Raw genomic sequence first — 20,238 nt, 5'->3', positions numbered from 1 at the left:
CCCCTCCGCCCGTGTGTGCCACGAGAGCCGCGGGCGGAGGGGCCCCTCATCCCCACGAGAGGGGCATCCCCCATCCCCATCACGTCGGAAGGGACGACGGACGATGAAGTTCCATCCCAGAGGCACCCTCAGAGCCCTGCTGTTGCCGCTTGCGGCCGGGCTCGCCCTCACCGCCCCTGCCCGCCCCGACCGCGGCTGCGGCGAGCACGCTCACCAACGGCGGGTTCGAGGCCGACGGCACCGGCGCGGCCACGCCGAGCGGCTGGTCCGAGTACGGCTCGACCGGCGCCTCGTACGTCGAAGCCGGTGGCCGCAGCGGCAGTTACCGGCTGAGCCACTGGGCGTCCACCGCCTACAAGGTGGAGACGTACCAGTACCTCTCCGGGCTCGCCAACGGCACCTACAAGCTGACCGCGTGGGTCCGTTCCGGCGGTGGCCAGAAATCCGCGTACATAGCCCTGAAGAACTGTGGCAGCGCGGAGCAGCGCACGGATCTGCCGGTGTCCGCCAGTGGGTGGATCCGGATCGTCGTGCCGGTCAATGTGACGAACAACCAGTGCACCATCAGCATCAACAGGACGCGAACGCGGGTAACTGGATCAATGTTGACGACCTGACCTTTCACGTCGGGCACGTCCGGTACGTCGATCAAGGGTGCCGACATCTCGTCCCTCGCCAAGAGTGAGGCCAAGGGTGGGGTCTACAAGAACAGCTCCGGCACCACCGGCGACGCCCTCGCCATCCTCAAGTCGTCCGGCATGAACTACGCGCGCCTGAAGGTCTGGGTCAACCCGGCCGACGGCTACAACAACAAGACGCGCGTGCTCGCGATGGCCAAGCGCGTCAAGGCGCAGGGCATGAAGCTGCTGGTGGACTTCCACTACTCGGACACATGGGCCGACCCGGGCGCCCAGAGCAAGCCGGCGGCGTGGGCGGCCACTCGTACAGTCAGCTCAAGACGGACGTGTACAACCACACGTACGACGTGTTGAACGCATTGAAGGCACAGGGCACCACCGCCGACATGGTCCAGGTCGGCAATGAGATCAACGGTGGCATGCTGTGGAACGAGGGATCCACCGACAACTGGACGCAGCTCGCCGGGTTGATCAACAGTGGATACGACGCGGTCAAGGCGGTCAACTCGTCCACCACCGTCGCGCTTCATCTCGCCAAGGGCGGTGACCTGTCCGGCACCCGCTGGTGGTTCGACAGCGCCGTGGCGGGCGGCGTGAAGTTCGACGCCATCGGTCTGTCGTTACGGCTACTGGCACGGCACGCTCCACGACTCCAGACACGCTGGACGACGCGGCGTCCCGCTACGGCAAGCCGGTCTTCGTCGCCGAGACGGCCTACCCCTTCCGTCTGGACAGCGAGGACGCGCACGAGAACATCATCGACCTCTCCGGTGAGCTCGTGTCCGGTTACGCGGCCTCGACGGCCGGGCAGACGCAGTGGATGAAGGACATCGCGAGCATCGTGGAGGCCGTCCCGAACGGCCGCGGCCTCGGCGTCTTCTACTGGGAGGCGACCTGGACCGCCGTCAACGGCAACGGCTGGGACCCGACCGACGCCTCCTCCGGCAACGGCTGGGAGAACCAGGCCCTGTTCGGCTACGAACAGGGCGCTGCCGGCGATGGCGTGGTTCAGCCACCGCTGAGGGGATTCGGCGGGGATTCGCCGGGGGTCGGCGGGGCTGAGGTGAGGCCCCATCGTGTTGCTCCCAGGCGGATCACGGGACCCGAGGACCCGGCCGTGCGAGTGCGTACCTCCGCGGCCGGGTCCTCGCTGTTCCGTGACATTGAGGCGAAGGTCCGTTCGATCCCGGTCAAGTCCGGCGGTGTGCCGAGCACGGCGGCTTGACCGGCGCCACAGTGGGCAAGCCGCACATAGAGGGCCCGGACCGAGGGGGACGTAATGCTGAGGACTCCGCAACGACACCCGCCTGCGCATCCTGGAGTGGCTGAAGGATCCGGTCGCCCACTTTCCCCGCCGGCGGCACACCGACCTCGTGGCGGACGGGGTCTCCGCCGACGCCGTCGCCGCGAAGCTCGGCGTCCGCCGCGCGGTGGCCCACACCCACCTCACCCTCCTCGCGGACCTCGGCATGCTGCGCGCCAAGCGTGTCCGGCGCCGCACCTACTACCGCCGCGACGAGGTCCGGATCGCCGAGGTGGCCCGGATGTTCGAGAAGGGCTGGTAGGGAAAGCGGCCACGGCGGGTACCCGCCCGAGGGTCACGCCCCCGTCCGCCCTCCGGCCGCGGCCGGTGTCCTGGCGGTCGACGACGGTGACGTCGTCCACCACCTCACCCACCGCCGCACCGGCTTCCGCGTGATCACCAGCGTCTGTGCAGGGGGCGACCTGCTGATCCTGGGCAGTGTCCGGGAGCGCGGCGTCGCGGTGTGCGAGGCACCGCCTCGAAGTGACGGGTGCGCGGCCCCGGAGCTAGTCTGGCGGGGGCCGCGTTCCCGCGCGGCGCGGCGGTGGGGCCCGCCGTACCCGAACCGCGGCGTCGGTGCCGCCAACGGTCCCTACTTGCGACGACAGGCGCCCGCAGTCAGGGCCCGGCGAGTAGGAGACGTACTGTCATGACAGCCCCGGAGACCGAGAGCCTCCCCCTGGACACGCGTCCCCCACGACGGCGCGCCTGGCGTGCCCAGGTGCCCGTCGTCGCGGTGGTCGTCGTCGGCGGCGCGATCGGCGCGACGGCCCGGTATGCGGCCTCGGTGTGGTGGCCCGCGCAGACGGGCGGGTTCCCCTGGTCGACCTTCTGGGTCAATGTCACCGGCTGCGCCGTGATCGGCGTGTTCATGGTGATCATCACCGACGTCTGGGTCGCCCACCGCCTGGTCCGCCCCTTCTTCGGCACCGGCGTGCTCGGCGGCTTCACGACCTTCTCGACGTACGCCGTCGACATTCAGCAGCTGGTCGACGCCGGCCACCCGCGCACCGCCCTGGCGTATCTGGCCGCGACCGTGTCGGCGGCGCTCGCCGCGGTGTGGCTCGGCGCGACCGCGACCCGTCGTTTCCTGACACGGAGGCAGCGATGACCCGGCTGACCGGCAGCGCTACGCGCGTGACCGTCTTCGTCGGCGAGAACGACACCTGGCACCACAGACCCCTCTGCTCCGAGATCGTGCACCGGGCCGCGCGGCGGGGCTGGCGGGCGCCAGCGTCTTCAAGGGCATCGAGGGCTTCGGCGCCTCGTCCGTGATCCACACCTCCCGGCTGCTGTCCCTGAGCGAGAACCTGCCGGTGGCTGTCGTGATCGTCGACACCGAGGAGCGCGTCCGGGCCTTCCTGCCGCAGCTCGACGAACTGGTCACCGAGGGACTCGTGATCCTCGAGGGCTGCGAGGTCATCAGGTACGTCGGCCGTGGCGCATCGGGACCGAGGGGGAGACGTCGTCGTGAACTGGCTGCTGGTCGTCGCGGGCGCCATGATCGGCGCCCCGCTCCGTTATCTCGCCGACGGGCGGTGCAGTCCCGGCACGACTCCGTCTTCCCGTGGGGCACCTTCGCGGTCAACGTCGTGGGCTCTGCAGTCCTCGGCCTGCTGGCCGGCGCGCCGCGGCGGGCGCGGGCTCCCCTTCAGCTGCTCCTCGGCACCGGCCTGTGTGGGCCTGACCACGTACTCGACCTTCGTACGAGACACTGCGGCTGGCCGAGACGGGGGCCTGGGCTCTACGCCGCCGTCAACGTAGTGGCAGCGTGCGCGGGTCTCGGCGCGGCGTTCGTGGGGGTGGCGATCGCCGAGGCGTGTGGTCGTAACGGGGGTGCGGGGGCGAAGACCGCGCCCTCCGCACCGCACGGCGCCGGCGAGTCAGTCACCCCCGCGCGCAGCGGCTCTCGACGCTCCTGAGGTGGCGCAGCGCCTCTCGGTGCGAGGCGAGCAGCCCGTCTGGTGGTACGGGATGCCCAGCTCGGGCAGTACCGCTCGGTGATGACCTGGGCCCTGCGGAGCGCCGGCGTCGGCATGCTGGGGAAGAGGTGGTGCTCGATCTGGTAGTTGAGCCCGCCCATGAAGACGATGAGCGCACCGCCCTGACGTTGCGCGAGGTGAGACCTGGCGACGCAGGAAGTCCAGCCGCATCCCCTCCTGATCATCGGCATCCCCTTGTGGTTGGGGCGAACACCGAGCCGAGACAGATCCGAAAGGCCCTGGTGGACGGCGACGAAGGCGAGCGCCTTGGCAGGGGAGAGCACGGTGACAGGGCACCGAAGTACACGAGAAATGGACGACGAGCAGCGTCTCCAGCACCGGCCGTTTCACGACGCGTTCCCCAGCGCCTTGAAGCTGGCGAAACTCAGATTCAGCCCTTCCAGGGTGAGCAGCGGAAAGAAGAGCATGGCCTGGTGCTTTCGATGAAACGGGGCAGCCCTTTGCTTGCGTGCCTGCCGCTGTGACCACACCAGAATGTCGGGAGAGACGTCGGGGTCCTTTCCCTCGTGATTCGGATTCGCATGTGCCGGGTGTGTTTGTTCATCCACCAGCCGTAGCTCATGCCCGCAGCAGATCGGCGACCAGCAGACCGCCGGCCTCGCTGGGACGCCGACGGAGAAGACTGCCGGTGGGCGAGGTCATGGGCCGCCAGCGCGAGCTGGCCGAAGATCACGGCCAGGAAAGCGGCGACGATCAGCTGGCTCCAGCTGTCCCCAGCGCGAGAAACGCCCCGATGCCTCCGCAAGAGCGAGGTCACCGCCCCGAAACGCACGGTGTAATACAACGGCGGCGCAGAAGCCGGCTTCGGTTATGCGGCGCGACAGTTCGGAAAAGTCGCTTCCCTTTGCTGTGCGCCTTGTTCTTCGCGTGGACGAGTTCCCTGGGAGCACCATTGGATTGGCCATGCGCTTCAGTATGTGAGCCATTTCCCGGCAGCAGAATGACGTCTTCCCCCGAGCGGGGTGCGGGTAGCCCCACTGCCGGAACGGGGGTCCACCGGTTTGCGGCGCGCTCGGCCCGCTTGACACCACCGCCGGCCACCCGGAGTATCACCCCTGTGACCTGTCAGACAGCCAGACAGGTGGAGTGGGCCGCGGCGCGTCAGCGCGATGGAAGCGGTGCTCACACCTCCGCGGCGCCATCGAGCGCGGCGAGTACGCGATCGGCGACAAGCTCCCCTCCGAGGCGGAGCTCTGCCGCACGCTCGAGGTCTCCCGCCCGTGCTGCGGGAGGCCCTGCGCGCCCTGCAGACGATGGGGCTGACCGTGGCCAAGACCGGCAAGGGCACCTTCGTCGTCGCGAGCAGCGTCGAGGAGCCCACGTTCGGCGACTACTCGGCCGGCGACTCTTGGAGGTGCGCCGACACGTCGAGATCCGGTCGCGGGTACGCGGCGCTGCGCCGCACCGGAGAACTCGACCACCTCGCCACCTGCTGGACCGCATGGAGCGGAGACGGACACCACCGCGTGGGTCGCGATGGACACCTCTTCACCTGGCCGTGGCCGAGGCCGCGAGAATCCGGTGTTCCGCCGGGTCATCGAGGAGATCCGGGACGCGCTGGCCCGCCAGTCGGCGTTCCTGAACGAGCTGGGCGGACGCCGGGAGCAGTCCAACCGTGAGCACCGGGCGATCGTCGAGGCGCTGATCGACGGTTCCGAGCGCGACGCGTCGAGGCCATGTCCCACCACGACCGGGTCGAGACCACCCTCACCGACATCGTGCGCTCAGCGCGCACGGACACCCCACGGAAGGCGGACCCGAGGCGTGAGCGAGCAGTCCTGCACGACGCTGTGCAGAAACGTTCCGTCCATGTCGACGCCGGAGACGTGCTGTGCCTGCCGCTGATCGTCGCGACGCTGGTCGCGGGGGACGGCATGCGCGGCCGGATACGCACCACCTCCACCAGGGCCGACGCGTGAACCGCGCCCCGGCCGACGACACCTCACCGATGAACCAGGCAGTGATGTACAGCAGTTCCGTCGGGACGCACCCCAGTCCGTGAGCCCCTCCACGCCCCCGTCGCCCATCTCATACGCGGCGGGATGGTCGAAGGCATCCACTACGGCTCCGTCGTCGTCCTCGTGCGGACGGCGAGGTCCAGCTCCAGCTCGGCGACATCGAGGCCCCTTCTACCCCGGTCGGCACTCAAGCCGTCCAGGCCGCTCGCCATGGTGCGGGCCGGACTTCCGCTCGACGGCGAGCTGCTCTCGCTCGCGCCGCAGCCACTCCGGGGAGGAGCGCATCTCGCGGCACCCGGCGCATCTCGACACCGCCGGACTCGACGAGGACGATCTGCGCAACGTCCCCGACCTGCCGTTCGACCCGGTCGTCCGGGACGCCTGGGTGCGTGAGGGCCGTATGCCCTCCCGGTCGCCCAGAACTGCTCCGGCAAGCACGCCGCCATGCTCTACACGGCCAAGCTCAACGGCTGGTCCCTCGACGACTACTCGACCCCGCCCATTCCCTCCAGCAGGCCATCGCCGAGATCGTCGAGGACCACCGGCCAGGGTCGCCAGGGTGCCGTCGACGGCTGCGGCGCACCCCTGTTCTCCGTCTCCCTGCACGGCCTTGCGCGGGCCGCCCCGTATCACCACCGCCGCTCCCGGCACCCCGAGGCGCGGGTCGCCGATGCGATGCGCGAGCACGCCGAAATGGCCTCGCGGTCCGGCGGGACGTGGCGCGCTGATGCGGGCCGTGCCCGGACTGCTCGCAAGGACGGCTTCGAAGGCGTGCAGGTCGCCGCACTCCGGACGGCCGGACCGTCGCCGTGAAGATGCCGACGCGACGGGCCGGATCGGTCGCGCGCGGCGCTGGCCGGGCCGGCGTCGACCCGGCGCTGCTCGCCGAGTTCGCGGGCGAGCCGCTGCTCGGCGGCGGACAGGGTCGGCAGCGTCCGGCCGGTGCGCGCGCTCGATCCGCTGCCCTCCGCCTCGTACGCCTGACTCGCACACCTCCGACACCACAGAGGACTTCATGACCGCGCCACCCGCAGCGAACACGATCTGCTCGGAGACCGCGACGTCCCGCCGAGGCGTACTGGGGCATCCACACCCTGCGCGCCACGGAGAACTTCCCCATCACGGGCACGCCGATCTCCGCCTACCCGCATCTGATCGACGCCCTCGCCGCCGTGAAGGAGGCCGCGCTCTCGCGAACGAGGAACTCGGCTGCTCCCTTCGGACAAGGCGGACGCCATCGTCGCGCCTGCGGGAGATACGCTCCGGAAAGCTGCACGACCAGTTCGTCGTCGACGTCATCCAGGGCGGTGCCGGCACCTCCACCAACATGAACGCCAACGAGGTCGTCGCCAACCGGGCGTTGGAGCTGCTGGGCACGCCAGGGGCCGGTACCGGTACCTGCATCCCAACGAGGACGTCAACCTCGGCCAGTCCACCAACGACGTCTACCCGACGCGTCAAGATCGCGACGGTGTTCGCGGTGCGCGGTCTGCTCAAGGCGATGTCCGTGCTGCAGGACGCCTTCGCCGCAAGGCGTCGAGTTCCGCGACGTACTGAAGATGGGGACCCAGCTCCAGGACGGGTGCCGATGACGTTGGGACAGGAGTTCTCGGCGTACGCGGTGATGCTCGACGAGGACCAGCCGGCTCGCCGAGGCCGTCGAGCTGATCCACGAGATCAACCTGGGCGCCACCGCGATCGGGACGGGGCTGAACGCCCCCGCCGGGTACGCGGAAGCCGCTCGCCGCCATCTCGCCGACATCACCGGGCTGCCCTGGTCACCGCGCGAACCTGGTCGAGCGACCCAGGACTGCGGGGCGTTCGTGCAGATGTCCGGCGTGCTCAAGCGGATCGCCGTCAAGCTGTCGAAGAGCTGCAACGACCTGCGCCTGCTGTCCTCCGGGCCGCGCGCGGGCCTCGGTGAGATCAACCTGCCGCCCGTGCAGGCCGGTTCCAGCATCATGCCCGGCAAGGTCAACCCGGTGATCCCCGAGGTCGTCAATCAGGTCGCCTTCGAGGTGATCGGCAACGACGTCACCATCACCATGGCCGCCGAGGCCGGACAGCTTCAGCTGAACGCCTTCGAGCCGGTCATCCTGCACTCCCTGTCGGAGAGCATCACCCATCTCGAGAGCGCCTGCCACGCCCTCGCGAGCGCTGCGTGGACGGCATCACCGCCAACACGAGGCCCTGCGCGCAAGCGTGGAGAACTCCATCGGCCTGGTGACCGCGCTCAACCCGCCATCGGGTACACGGCCGCCACCGACATCGCCAAGGAGGCCCTGGCCACCGGCGCGAGGGGTCGCGAACTCGTCTGGAGAGGGGCCTGTTGCCGGCCGAGCGGCTGGCCGCGTTGTTGCGGCGGAGGTCGTCGCGGGCAGCGGCTCGCCCGTCGTCTGAACTGCGGATGCGCGTCAGGACCTGATGCGGAGGCACACTGTTGATCATGACGTCGTCGCTGACCTTCGAACCGGTCCTGAAGCGCATCGCCGAGGAGATCGAGCACACGCCCGGACGTGGCCGGCCCGCCGACTACATCCCGGCGCTCGCCGCCTGCGACCCGCGCCGCTTCGGCATGGCCGTCGCGGAGCTGGACGGCACGGTGTACGGCGTGGGGGACTGGCGTGAGCCGTTCTCCACGCAGTCCGTCACCAAGGTCTTCACCTCGCCCTCGACCTGGCCCGCGAGGGCGACGAACTCTGGGAACGTCGGCCGCGAGCCGTCGGCAACCCGTTCAACTCCCTGGTCCAGTTGGAGTACGAGAACGGAATTCCGCGCAACCCGTTCATCAACGCCGTGCGCTGGTCGTCACCGACCGCCTCCAGACCGTACCGGCGACGCGGCGGGCACTCTCGACTTCCTGCGCACCGAGAGGGCAACCCCGGCCTGGACTTCGACCACGAGGTCGCCGCCTCCGAAGCCGCGCACGGCGACCGCAACGCGCCCTGGCCACTTCATGGCTCGTACGGCAACATCGACAACCCGGTGCCGCTGCTGCTCGACCAGTACTTCAGGCAGTGCTCCGTCCGGGCCTCCTGGCCGACCTCGCCCTCGCCACCGCCTTCCTGGCCCGGCACGGCGTTCGCGCCGACGGCTCGCGGCTGTTCACGCGCAGCCAGGCCAAACAGGTCAACGCGTGATGCTGACCTGCGGAACGTACGACGCGGCCGGCGACTTCGCCTACGCGTCGGCCTGCCCGGCAAGAGCGGCGTCGGCGGAGGAATCGTCGCCGTCGTGCCGGGACGCTGCACGTTGTGCGTGTGGAGCCCGGGCTGGACGAGCGCGGCAACTCGGTCGCCGGGGTCGCTGCCCTGGACCGTTTCACGACGCTCACCGGACTGTCGGTGTTCTGATCACACGGAGGTCATGCGCAGGTCTCCCACCGGAAGGGGAACGTCGTTTTCCGGCCACCCGGCGTTGACACGCTGACCGAGTGTTGGCCATGGCTTCCTCCGTCGATCTCCGCCGCTGTCAGGTACTCGGCCTGGCCGGTACCGCCTTTCTCGCACTGGGCGGTGAGACGGCCGGAGCCCTTCCCGTCCGCGAGCTGTTGTCGCCCCTCGGCCGGCGCCGCTCTCGGGCTGGTCGGCGTGTACTTCGGCGTCGTCCTGCTGATCGCGGCCTGGGCCCTGCTCGGCCGGTTGATCCGCAGTCCCGAACCGCCCACGCCGCGCGCGCTGTTGCTGGTCCTCGCCGTCTGGGCGGCCCCGCTGCTGCTGGCCCCGCCGCTGTTCAGCCGGGACGTCTACAGCTACCTCGCCCAAGGGGCCATGGTGGACGCCCAGATCGACGTGTACGCGCACGGACCGTCCCGTCTCGGCGGCCCGCTCGCCGAGGAGGTGTCCCCGGTGTGGCAGCACACCGCGGCACCCTACGGCCCGGTGTTCCTCGCCGCCGCCTCCGCGCTGTCCGGCCTGACCAGCGGCGAACTGCCCGCCGGCCTCATGGGGATGCGGCTCCTGGCGCTGCTGGGCGTGGCCCTGATGGCGGCCGCGCTGCCCCGCCTCGCCCGGCACAGCGGTGCCGACCCGGCCGCCGCGCTGTGGCTCGGTGCCCTCAACCCGCTGGTGCTGCTGCACCTCGTGGCCGGCGCACACAACGACGCCATGATGCTCGGCCTGCTCGGCGTCGGCCTGGTCGCTGCGCTCGGCCGCAGGCCGGTCCTGGGCGCCGTACTCATCACACTGGCCGCGCTGGTGAAGGCGCCCGCCGTGCTCGGACTCGCCGCGATCGTCGTGCTGCAGATGCGCGCGGGGCGCCACCCGGTACGGGCGGTGCTGACGACCGCCGCCGCGTCCGCGGCCACGACGGTCACCGCGACGGCCGTGGCCGGCACCGGTACGGCTGGATCGCCGCTCTCAACACGCCCGTCTCGCCGCACAACTGGGCGCTCACCAGCCTGCTCGGCCGTGCCACCGGCGCCCTGCTGGAACGGCTGGGCAGCGATCTGGCGCCGCTCGCCGTCCCGGTGTGGCACGGCCGGACTGGCGATCACCGCGATCGCCCTGCTCGTCATATGGCTGCGGCTGCGCCCCGCCCGGTGTACGCGCTGGGGCTCAGCCTGGCGGCGGTCGCGGCCTTCGGCCCGGCGATCCGGCCCTGGTACGCGCTGTGGGGGCTGTTCCTCATCGCCGCCGCGGCGCCCACCACCTGGGTACGGCACCGGGTGGCGGCCGTCACCTGCGTCCTCGCGCTCGCCGTGCTGCCCAGCGGCGGCCCGGCGGACCTCGGGCAGCTGCTGCTGGCCGTCTCCGGCGGGGTCCTCGCGGTGGTCGTGCTGTGGCAGGCCCACCAGGCCGCGCAGGTCCCGGTCCTGGACGTACGGCATGAGGGCGCCCCGCACCGACCGCGGGCGACCGCTGCTCGTGCTCGTCCTCGCCGCCGCCGTGACCGTCTTCACCGCGACGGTGCCGCTGCTGCGGGACTGGTTCGACCTGCGCGTCTACCACGGGACCATCCACAGCTGGATCCACGACGGCGGACGCATCTACGACTACCGGGTGCCGGGGACCACGTACGGCTTCACCTACCCGCCGTTCGCCGCGGTCGCCTTCCTCGCTGTCGCCGCGCCACCGCCGCCGCGCCGTCGCCGCGTCGCCTTCGTCGCTGTCGCCGCCGTTGCCGCCACGGCCGCCTTGCCGCCGTCGCCTTCGACGCTGTCGCCGCCGCCACCGCCGCCACCGCCACCGCCGCCGCCGCCTTCGTCGCTGTCGCCGCCGTTGCCGCCACGGCCACCGTCGCCGCCGTCGCCTTCGACGCTGGAACCGCCAGCACCGCCGGAACCGCCGCCACCAGCGGGACCCTCGTCGCTGTCGCCGCCGTCGCCACCACGGCCACCGTCGCCGCCGTCGCCTTCGACGCTGTTGCCGCCGGCACCGCCGGCACCGCCGTTACCACCGGCGCCCTCGTCGCTGTTGCCACCGGCACCACCGGCGCCGCCCTTTCCACCGTCGGTGACGAAGGAGATCGCGGTCGTGGGCTGGCTCATGACCGGCGTCGAGGCGGACGCCGGAAGGGCGACAGCCCCAGAGACCAGAGCGGTCGCGGCGCAAAGCATCGCGAGGCGGACGCCCCGTCGCTTGGGCTGGGCCTCGTTGTGAGTGTGAACGTCATGAGTCATGGATTTTCTCCTTCTGATACAGAGGGGATTTCTGGCATTCCCCGGAAATTCAGGGTGCCAGTCGGCGGACCGGTTTCGACCGGGACCGTCATACCTGGATAACCAGCGGTTCAGTGAGAGGGAGTATCCTCGGTGAGGAATTCCGCCTTACCGTGCTGCCTCGTTTCCTTTCCGGTGAGGCCCGCACTTCAATTAGGCCTGACCGGCAAAGCCTGGTCATGTTCCGAGGACTCGGGGCTTGACGGAGCCGGAGGCCTCGGGTAAAAGCACGCGACTGCCGCCGACAGCCTCCGGCCGTTCGGGAGCACGGCGAGGGAGTTCTGTCCGTGCTTGCGGGCGGTGGAGAGGTAGGAGCACACCAGGAGCCGGCGGTTGGCACCGTCGAGGGTGCGCCGGCCGCCGCTGGTCTTCGTCTGGACCTTGACCGTGCGGATGTCCTGCTCGCCCTGGTTGTTGGTGAAGGGGACGGCGAGGTCGTGCAGGAAGCGCAGGATGTCGGCTCGGCGGCGCTCTACGCGGTCGGCAACCTGGCGGGCGAAGGTCTTCTTGGTTCCGGCCGGTGGGGGTGGGCCGCTTTCCCGCAGGCCACGGCGTGGTCGTAGCGGCGGGTCAGCTCGCGGACCAGGTCCTGGGCACGGTGTCGCGACCGTCAGCGCGGGCGCTCTCGCAGGCGGTGTTCGCCTCGGTGAGTGCGTCGGCGGCGGCCTTGGCCCACACCTGCCCGCCCGACCGGGTCCTGGCCGGTGATCGCGTCCAGGTCGCGCAGCAGGTGGGCGTTGCACAGCGCGCGGGCGGTGCCGTAGCGCTGGTAGCAGGTACAGGCCCGGCGTAGGGCGGCATCCCGGAAGCCCTCGGAGAAGAACCCGCCGGCAGGTCGGCGGCCGCGTCCACGCCGCGAGCGCTCGGCAGGTGCTGCTGCACGAGCAGGTAGACGGCCAGGGCGTGGGCGCCGGGGCCGTACTGGGTCAGCGCGCACGCCCTTTGGCACGCTCGCGCCAGTGGTGTGCCCGCAGCCGCAGCACAGTTTCAGCATCCGGTGCTCGGTCACCGTCAGGCGCGGATCGGGCAGGTCGAAGACCTGTCCCCGGGCGAAGCTCACCGGCTCCGCGTCCGCGTCGAGACTGTTCCCGCAGCCCGGGCTGGGCGCCGGGCCTGCGGCCGGTAGCTGTGCGCTGCGAGCGCGGCGCGGGCTTGCGGAACGGACTGTCCGAGAACGGCGGCTTCGGGGACCTCCGCACGTCACGAACCGTCGTGAGCAGTCATGTCAAGTCACGTTTTTTCGCGGCATGAGGAAAGTCGTCGGGTCGGGCTTACTGGATGCGCAGCCTCATCAGAAAGGCGTGAGGCCCATCGAGAAGAAGTCTGAGGGAAAGGAAAATTCCATGGGCAAAATCAGCTGGACGCTGCGTTTGGCGTTGACTGCCACATCGACTGTTCTGGCTGCCGGCGCCGTATCGCTGCCGGTGAGTGCGTTCGCGACGCCGATGTCGCCAAGTTCCGCGGCGGTGGTGCACACCGGCTCCTTCACCGATGACGGCGGAGAGGGCGGAGACGGCGGGAACGGCGGCGACAGCGACGGCAGCGCCGACGGCGGAGACGGCGGGAACGGCGGGAACGGCGGCGACAGCGACGGCAGCGCCGACGGCGGAGACGGCGGAGACGGCGGAGACGGCGGGAACGGCGGCGACAGCATCGGCAGCGCCGACGGCGGGAACGGCGGGAACGGCGGGAACGGCGGCGACAGCGACGGCAGCGCCAAGGGCGGAGACGGCGGAGACGGCGGAGACGGCGGGGATGCCGTCTGGTGCGGCGATGACGTAAAGGATGGCAAGGACGGAAAGGACGGTAAAGACGGCAAGAACGGCAAGGATGGAAAGGACGGAGAGGACGGCAAGGACGGAGAAGATGGTAAAGACGGCCAGTGCTTCTTCGCCAAGCCCCGAGCAGGATATGAAGATTCTCTGTGACCACTGCCCGCAAGCACGGACAAAACTTCCTCGCCGTGCTCCGCGACGTGTTCACCGGGAAGCTCTGGCTACCGCCACTCCCCGCGTGATCAACGGACCTGAGCAGTCACGGGACGACAGGATGTGAACCTACGGTCCCTTGCCCCGGCCACGCGACGGCCGGCCCTTCATGTCGCAAGAACCCTCGCCACGTCGGCGCGGGCGAGGCACTACAACCTCGTACGTCGCAGCCGTCACGCGGCATGGCGGAGCGCTGCCCGATGCGCGCATTCCACCGGGCGCGCTCGCCGAGTACCAACGGCTCGCCGTTTCCCGGCCTTCACGGATACAAGTTCCCAGGTCGGGCATCGCCTGCCTCCGGGCACCGAGCCGGATGCCACAGGCCTGCGCAGCCGCCTCGTCGCTGCCGCCCGGCCGGTTCCTGTCTGCCCTCGATCCTGTACTGAAGAGCAGGAACGGCCCGCTACTCGACCACCGCCACCGTCGTCCCCGCCGTCCCGAACGTCCACAGCGCCGAGCCGTCGGACGTCTTCATGCGGATGCCGCCGGTCTGGACGCCGGACGCGGCCGGTGGGGGCGAGGAGCCGTCGACCGCGGCGGAGAAGGCGATGTTGACGCCGGACTTGGCCGCGAAGTACACGACGTGCTCGATCTCCACACCGTCGGAGCCCGTGGTGGCGTCCGTCCGCGTCCCGACCGTGTACGTACCGGGGTCCGGGTCGACCGTGCCGGGCCACACGGTGAACGTACGGCGGGCGCTGTCACTCGCGTCGACCAGCCATATGCGCCGCTCGCCGAGGGAGTAGACGATGCGCCGCCCGGTGCCGGAGCCGTCCGGTACCGCGGCGGGCCGGGACTGGGTCGGCGCGGCCGAGGGCTGCGCGCTCGCGGACGCCGAAGGGCCGGGCCGGGCGGCCGCGGCCGTGGGCCGGGGTCCCTGTTCGGCCTGGACGGCCAGGACGGCGACCCCCGCGACCGCCCCCACGGTCAGGCCGCTCACCCAGGCCCACGAGGGAAGCCGTCGGGCAGGCACGGGCACGCATCTCCTCAGTCTCCGACCCCCGATGCCGGGGGTCGGATCATCGTACTGCGAGGGGCCGAGCCCCCATCCCTCAGTCCAGCACCGGCAGCAACTCCGGCAGGTGCCCGTCCGAGGCCGCCGCCGCCCGCTGCCGCTCCTCCGGCACCTCGCCGTACAGCGTCGTCCGCGGCTTCGCCGGGCGGCCGGCCGCCTCGGCGACGGCCACCAGGTCGCGCACCGACTTGTACGAGCCGTAGGAGGAGCCCGCCATGCGGGAGATCGTCTCCTCCATGAGTGTGCCGCCGAGGTCGTTCGCGCCGGAGCGGAGCATCTCCGCCGCGCCCTCCGTGCCCAGCTTCACCCAGCTGGTCTGGATGTTGGGAATGTGGGGGTGCAACAGCAACCGCGCCATCGCCGTCACCGCGCGGTTGTCCCGCATGGAGGGGCCGGGGCGCGCGATGCCCGCCAGGTACACCGGCGCGTTGGTGTGGATGAACGGCAGCGTCACGAACTCCGTGAAGCCGCCCGTGCGTTGTTGGATGCCGGACAGGGTGCGCAGGTGGCCGAGCCAGTGGCGGGGCTGGTCGACATGGCCGTACATCATCGTCGACGACGACCGGATGCCCAGCTCGTGCGCCGTCGTGATCACCTCGATCCACGTCGCTGTGGGCAGCTTGCCCTTGGTCAGGATCCAGCGGACCTCGTCGTCCAGGATCTCCGCCGCCGTGCCGGGGACGGAGTCGAGGCCGGCCTCCTTCGCCGCCGTCAGCCACTCGCGGATGGACATACCCGTGCGGGTCGCGCCGTTGACGACCTCCATCGGGGAGAAGGCGTGCACGTGCATGCCGGGGACCCGGTCCTTCACCGCCTTCGCGATGTCGAAGTACGCCGTCCCGGGCAGGTCCGGGTGGATGCCGCCCTGCATGCAGACCTCGACCGCGCCCACGTCCCACGCCTGTTGCGCCCGGTCGGCGACCTGGTCCAGCGACAGCGTGTACGCGTCGGCGTCCGTGCGGCGCTGGGCGAAGGCGCAGAAGCGGCAGCCCGTGTAGCAGACGTTGGTGAAGTTGATGTTCCGGGTGACGATGTACGTGACGTCGTCGCCGACCGCCGACCTGCGCACGTCGTCCGCGATCCGGGTGAGTGCGTCGAGCGCCGGGCCGTCCGCATGGAACAGCGCGAGGGCCTCGTCGTCGGTGAGCTTCGTCGGATCGTCCGCCGCGGTCGCGAGGGCCTGCCGTACGTCCGTGTCGATGCGCTCCGGTGCCATGCCGGGGGCGGCCGCCTCACGCAGGGCGCCCCAGTCGCCGTACACCTCGTCGAAGTCGTCGCGGCGGTCCGACGTACGGCCGTCGGTGTCGATGGTGCGGTGCAGGTCCGTACGGCCGGACGCCTCGAAGACCTCCTCCGGCTCCTGCCACGGGTGGCCCTCCACCACCGCGTCCGGGCGGGCGAGGCCGGTCTCCGGGTCCACCAGCGCGCGGACATGCGGCAGCAGTCGTGGGTCCAGCCAGGGCTCGCCGCGCGTGACGAACTCCGGGTACACGCACAGCCGTTCCCGCAGCTCGAAGCCGGCCGCGCGGGACTTCTCGGCGAGTTCCTCGATCTGCGGCCAGGGGCGTTCGGGGTTGACGTGGTCGATGGTGAGCGGGGAGACGCCTCCCCAGTCGTCGATGCCGGCGCCGATCAGCCGCTCGTACTCGCTGTCGACCAGGTTGGGCGGGGCCTGGAGGCAGGCGCTCGGCCCCATGAGGTGCCGGGCGACCGCCACCGTGGCGACCAGCTCGTCCAGTTCCGCGTCCGGCATGCCGCGCATCGCGGTGTCCGGCTTGGCGCGGAAGTTCTGGATGATCAGTTCCTGGATGCCGTGGTACGACCGGGAGACGCGGCGCAGTGCGAAGAGGGACTCGGCGCGTTCCTCGTACGTCTCGCCGATCCCGATGAGGAGCCCGGACGTGAAGGGGACGGAGGAACGCCCGGCGTCCTGAAGGACGCGCAGGCGTACGGCGGGTTCCTTGTCCGGGGAGCCGTAGTGCGGGCCGCCGGGCTCGGACCAGAGCCTTTCAGCGGTCGTCTCCAGCATCATGCCCATGGACGGGGCCACCGGCTTCAGGCGCTGGAAGTCGGTCCAGGTCATGACCCCGGGGTTGAGGTGGGGCAGCAGGCCCGTCTCCTCCAGGATGCGGATGGAGACGGCGCGGACGTAGGCGATGGTGTCGTCGTAGCCGTGCGCGTCGAGCCATTCGCGCGCCTGAGGCCAGCGGTCCTCGGGCTTGTCTCCGAGGGTGATCAGCGCCTCTTTGCAGCCCAGTGCGGCGCCGCGCCGGGCGATGTCGAGGACCTCGTCGGGGGACATGAACATCCCGTGTCCCGCCCGGCGCAGCTTGCCGGGCACGGTGACGAAGGTGCAGTAGTGGCACTTGTCCCGGCACAGCCGGGTGAGGGGGATGAAGACGCTCTTCGAGTACGTGATGACGCCGGGCCGGCCGGCCGCCTGAAGGCCCGCGTCCCGCACCCGGGCGGCGGAAGCGGCGAGGTCCTCGAGGGCCTCGCCGCGGGCCTGGAGCAGTACGGCCGCCTCGGTGACGTCGAGGGCGACGCCGTCACGGGCGCGTTTCAGGGCGCGACGCAGGGAGTTCTCGGTGGGTCCGGTTCCGGAGGTCGCGGAAGTCGTCATCCTTCGAGCATACGGTCGAGGTGATCAGGTCCGGATGGTCAGTCCAGGAAGCCGCCGTACCCGTCCAATGCCCGCAGCACCTCCGCCTCCCCGGCCGGCGGCAGCTGTACGACGACCTCCTCGATGCCCAGCTCCGTGTAGTGCGCGAGCTTGCCCGGGGTGGGGTGGACGGCGTACGGCACGACCTGCAACGCCTCCGGGGCGCGGCCCGCGTCGGCCCAGGCGGCGCGCAGCAGGGGCAGCGACTCGGACAGGCCGCGTCCGCCGATGGGCAGCCACCCGTCGGCGTACTCGCAGATGTGCGCGAACAGCTTCGGCCCGGCGGCACCGCCGATGAGGGTGCGCGGCCCGGTGACCGGCCCGCGCGGCTTCTGCACCGGTTTGGGGTAGGCGAAGCTGGCCCGTACGCTGCCGAACTCGCCCTCGTACGCGGTCGGTTCCTCCGACCACAGCGCGCGCATCAACGCCATCCGGTCCCGGACCAGCTCACGCCGCGTCCGCCATTCCACACCGTGGTCGGCGGCCTCCTCGACGTTCCAGCCGAAGCCGAGACCGAGGGTGAAGCGGCCGTCGGAGAGGTGGTCCAGGGTGGCGATCTGCTTGGCCAGGCCGATCGGGTCGTGCTGGGCAGCCAGCGTGATGCCGGTGCCGAGGCCGAGGTGTTCGGTGACGGCGGCTGCCTGGCCGAGCGCGACGAAGGGATCGAGGGTGCGGCCGTACTCGGGCGGCAGCTCGCCGCCCGCCGGGTACGGCGTGGTCCGCTCGACGGGGATGTGGGTGTGCTCGGGCAGGTACAGCCCGGCGAAGCCCCGCTGCTCCAGCTCACGGGCGAGCCGGGTCGGAGTGATGGTCTCGTCGGTGAGGAAGATGGTGACGGCGATGCGCATGACCCATCTCTACCCGGGGACACCTCACCTGTCCATACCGACCGGTCGGCAGGTCTTCTGCAGTGCGCTGCGCGTGCGACGCCGTAAGCCCTCGATTCCCTTACCGTGCCCGGAAGTTCACGCGCGTCCCCGAAACTGGGGGCATGTCTGAGGACCACGGTGGCATCGGCAGACGTGCGCTGGTCGTGACGGGAGCGGCGACCGCCCTTACGTTGGGTGGCGTGACCTTCGCGAGCGGCGCCGAGGCCGCGGACGGCGACCAGGAGACGCGGACGGTACGGGGCACTCTTCCGGCCGGTTCGCCCGACTTCGTGTACGTACCGCTGGACATCCCTTCCGGGGTACGGGAGCTCAAGGTCGCGTACACCTACGACCGGCCCTCCGTCCCGGCCGGCACCGTGGGCAACGCCCTCGACATCGGCATCTTCGACGAACGCGGTACCGAGCTGGGCGGCCGGGGCTTCAGGGGCTGGTCGGGAGGGGCGCGCACGGAGTTCTTCATCCGCGCGGACGAGGCGACGCCCGGCTACCTCCCGGGGCCGATCCGCCCCGGCACCTGGCACATCGCGCTGGGCCCGTACACGGTGGCGCCGCAGGGGCTGACGTACGAGATCACGATCACGCTGACGTACGGCGAGCAGGGCGAGGCCCCGGACGTGGTCTACCCGCCGGAGCGGGCGAAGGGCCGGGGCCGGGACTGGTACCGGGGCGACTGCCACCTGCACTCCTGGTACTCCGACGGCCGTCGCACCCCGGCGGAGATCGCAGCCCTCGCGCGTGCGGCGGGCCTGGACTTCATCAACACCTCCGAGCACAACACGCATGCTTCCCACGCCCATTGGGCCGACGTGGCGGGCGACGACCTGCTGGTCCTGCTGGGCGAGGAGGTCACGACCCGCAACGGTCACGTGGTGGCTCTGGGTGTCGAGCCGGGGACGTTCATCGACTGGCGTTACCGGGCCCGCGACAACCGCTACGGCCGTTTCGCCCGCCAGATCCGCCGCGCCGGCGGCCTGGTGGTCCCGGCCCATCCGCACGCCACGTGCATCGGCTGCAACTGGAAGTTCGGCTTCGGCGAGGCGGACGCCGTCGAGGTGTGGAACGGGCCGTGGACACCCGACGACGAGATGTCGCTGGCGGACTGGGACAGCATGCTGGTGTCGTCGGTGCGCAACGGGCGGGACTGGATCCCGGCGATGGGCAACAGCGACGCCCACCGGGACCCCGATGTCGTCGGCCGCCCGCAGACGGTGGTGCTGGCCGACGGTCTCACCCGGGAGGCGATCCAGGAGGGCATCCGCGCGGGCCGCTCGTATGTCGCCGAGTCCAGGAACATCGTCCTGTCCTTCACGGCTTCCGGCGGGCGAGGCGAACACGCAGGCATCGGCGAGCGGTTGGACGTGGACCGCGAGACACCGGTGACCGTCCGCCTGGAGGTCAGCGGCGCCCCGCGCTGCACCGTCCGGTTCGTCACCGACCAGGGGGTGCTGCACACGAGTGCGCCGCTGCCGGTGACCGGTTCGGGCGCCGTGGAATGGCGTACGACGCCTTCGTACGCGGCTTATGTACGGGCGGAGCTACGGCACGAGGCGGCACTGGGACCGCTGCCGGAGGCGCTGGCGGCGTTCACGAACCCGGTCTTCCTCGGTTCGCTCACTTCACGGTGACGGTGTACGTCGTCCGCTCGGCGGCCGGCCGGGAGACGGGTGCGGTCGGGCCGGGGCCGGGGCCGGGGCCGGGGAGGCGCGGTCGCCGTCGCAGGCGTAGACCGGGCAGTGCAGCAGCACGATACGGGTGCGGCCCGCGCCGGTGGCCTCGAAGGTGAAGACCCGCCGGCCGCCGGAGCCGACCAGGCTCCCGGTGTCGTCGTCGGCGTCGTAGTCGTCGCCGCGGCTGCGGACCACCGAGGCGTCGGGCTTCGGCGTGGCCGGATACCAGCGCTCGCCGGTGGAGGGGTTTTCGTCGACGGCGACGGTGAACTCGTCACCGGCGTCGACCGTGATGGCGCGATCCCCTTCACCGTACTCGGCGGGGCCGCCGCAGCCCGCGGTGAGGGCGAGGGCGGCAACTGCCAGGAGACTTACTGCCGTTGGTACGCGCACCTGGGACTTGATCATGTCGGCGCGACGTCAGCACGCCGTCTGAGCACACCCGGGGCCGGCGG

Annotated in this window: 12 protein-coding genes and 9 pseudogenes; 15 read left to right on the top strand and 6 right to left on the bottom strand. The window is 70.8% G+C overall.

The window, feature by feature from the left end; genetic code table 11:
- The first annotated feature begins 103 nt into the window (after positions 1–103).
- The 5 genes and pseudogenes from StrepF001_RS00630 to StrepF001_RS00610 all read left to right on the top strand — a co-directional run.
- Positions 104–1,660: pseudogene (locus StrepF001_RS00630) on the top strand (glycosyl hydrolase 53 family protein).
- Positions 1,661–1,917: 257 nt separating this feature from the next.
- Positions 1,918–2,203 (top strand): annotated as a pseudogene (locus tag StrepF001_RS00625) (ArsR family transcriptional regulator).
- Positions 2,204–2,590: 387 nt separating this feature from the next.
- Positions 2,591–3,052, top strand: coding sequence for a fluoride efflux transporter CrcB (crcB, locus tag StrepF001_RS00620; protein ID WP_129796385.1), 462 nt, complete (start codon positions 2,591–2,593; stop codon positions 3,050–3,052).
- Positions 3,049–3,389: pseudogene (locus StrepF001_RS00615) on the top strand (DUF190 domain-containing protein); the annotation flags it as partial. The gene crcB and the pseudogene StrepF001_RS00615, both read left to right, overlap by 4 nt.
- Positions 3,390–3,411: 22 nt before the next feature.
- Positions 3,412–3,761: pseudogene (locus tag StrepF001_RS00610) on the top strand (CrcB family protein); the annotation flags it as partial.
- Here StrepF001_RS00610 and StrepF001_RS46865 read toward each other — a convergent pair.
- A complete protein-coding gene (locus StrepF001_RS46865; RefSeq protein WP_240797300.1) occupies positions 3,686–4,024 on the bottom strand; it encodes a fatty acid desaturase in 339 nt (112 codons plus the stop codon). The pseudogene StrepF001_RS00610 and the gene StrepF001_RS46865 sit on opposite strands and share 76 nt — an antisense overlap.
- Positions 4,025–4,270: 246 nt before the next feature.
- Complete coding sequence (locus tag StrepF001_RS46860; RefSeq protein WP_240797217.1) at positions 4,271–4,492, bottom strand: hypothetical protein; 222 nt, start codon at positions 4,490–4,492, stop codon at positions 4,271–4,273.
- A 514-nt stretch (positions 4,493–5,006) separates the two neighbouring features.
- Here StrepF001_RS46860 and StrepF001_RS00600 point away from each other — a divergent pair.
- The 9 genes and pseudogenes from StrepF001_RS00600 to StrepF001_RS00570 form a co-directional block, all read left to right on the top strand.
- Positions 5,007–5,677 (top strand): annotated as a pseudogene (locus tag StrepF001_RS00600) (GntR family transcriptional regulator); the annotation flags it as partial.
- A 309-nt stretch (positions 5,678–5,986) separates the two neighbouring features.
- A complete protein-coding gene (locus StrepF001_RS46855; protein WP_240797216.1) occupies positions 5,987–6,295 on the top strand; it encodes an asparaginase in 309 nt (102 codons plus the stop codon).
- Between the two features lie 51 nt (positions 6,296–6,346).
- Positions 6,347–6,715, top strand: coding sequence for an asparaginase (locus StrepF001_RS46850; protein WP_240797214.1), 369 nt, complete (start codon positions 6,347–6,349; stop codon positions 6,713–6,715).
- 231 nt (positions 6,716–6,946) lie between these two features.
- Positions 6,947–8,302, top strand: a pseudogene (locus tag StrepF001_RS00590) (aspartate ammonia-lyase).
- A gap of 46 nt (positions 8,303–8,348) precedes the next feature.
- Positions 8,349–9,255: pseudogene (locus StrepF001_RS00585) on the top strand (glutaminase).
- 89 nt (positions 9,256–9,344) lie between these two features.
- Positions 9,345–10,706: pseudogene (mptB, locus tag StrepF001_RS00580) on the top strand (polyprenol phosphomannose-dependent alpha 1,6 mannosyltransferase MptB); the annotation flags it as partial.
- Between the two features lie 22 nt (positions 10,707–10,728).
- Positions 10,729–10,953, top strand: a pseudogene (locus tag StrepF001_RS46175) (hypothetical protein); the annotation flags it as partial.
- Positions 10,954–11,848: 895 nt separating this feature from the next.
- Complete coding sequence (locus StrepF001_RS46845) at positions 11,849–12,124, top strand: hypothetical protein (protein ID WP_240797212.1); 276 nt, start codon at positions 11,849–11,851, stop codon at positions 12,122–12,124.
- Between the two features lie 684 nt (positions 12,125–12,808).
- Positions 12,809–13,489 carry a hypothetical protein gene (locus StrepF001_RS00570; protein ID WP_129796384.1) on the top strand — a complete coding sequence of 227 codons (681 nt, stop codon included), beginning with the start codon at positions 12,809–12,811 and terminating at the stop codon, positions 13,487–13,489.
- Between the two features lie 463 nt (positions 13,490–13,952).
- Here StrepF001_RS00570 and StrepF001_RS00565 read toward each other — a convergent pair whose 3' ends face one another.
- The 3 genes from StrepF001_RS00565 to StrepF001_RS00555 form a co-directional block, all read right to left on the bottom strand.
- Entirely contained in the window at positions 13,953–14,528 is a 576-nt protein-coding gene (locus StrepF001_RS00565) for a hypothetical protein (RefSeq protein ID WP_129796383.1), read from the bottom strand.
- 73 nt (positions 14,529–14,601) lie between these two features.
- The gene (locus tag StrepF001_RS00560) at positions 14,602–17,187 is read right to left on the bottom strand and encodes a bifunctional FO biosynthesis protein CofGH (protein ID WP_129796382.1); all 2,586 of its coding nucleotides are present in this window, start codon (positions 17,185–17,187) and stop codon (positions 14,602–14,604) included.
- A gap of 38 nt (positions 17,188–17,225) precedes the next feature.
- Positions 17,226–18,074 carry an LLM class F420-dependent oxidoreductase gene (locus StrepF001_RS00555; RefSeq protein WP_129796381.1) on the bottom strand — a complete coding sequence of 283 codons (849 nt, stop codon included), beginning with the start codon at positions 18,072–18,074 and terminating at the stop codon, positions 17,226–17,228.
- A 143-nt stretch (positions 18,075–18,217) separates the two neighbouring features.
- Here StrepF001_RS00555 and StrepF001_RS00550 point away from each other — a divergent pair, with 143 nt between their 5' ends.
- On the top strand, positions 18,218–19,741 hold the full coding sequence (locus StrepF001_RS00550; RefSeq protein WP_129796380.1) for a CehA/McbA family metallohydrolase: 1,524 nt from the start codon (positions 18,218–18,220) through the stop codon (positions 19,739–19,741).
- On the opposite strand, the gene StrepF001_RS00545 is transcribed toward StrepF001_RS00550, so the two are convergent.
- Positions 19,733–20,191 (bottom strand): protease inhibitor I42 family protein, encoded by a 459-nt coding sequence (locus tag StrepF001_RS00545; RefSeq protein ID WP_129796379.1) that lies wholly within the window; start codon positions 20,189–20,191, stop codon positions 19,733–19,735. The genes StrepF001_RS00550 and StrepF001_RS00545 overlap by 9 nt on opposite strands.
- Between the last annotated feature and the right edge of the window lie 47 nt (positions 20,192–20,238).

This window comes from Streptomyces sp. F001, assembly GCF_004187715.1.
GTDB lineage: Bacteria > Actinomycetota > Actinomycetes > Streptomycetales > Streptomycetaceae > Streptomyces > Streptomyces flavusporus.
This window is presented reverse-complemented; position numbering and strand designations above follow the sequence as displayed.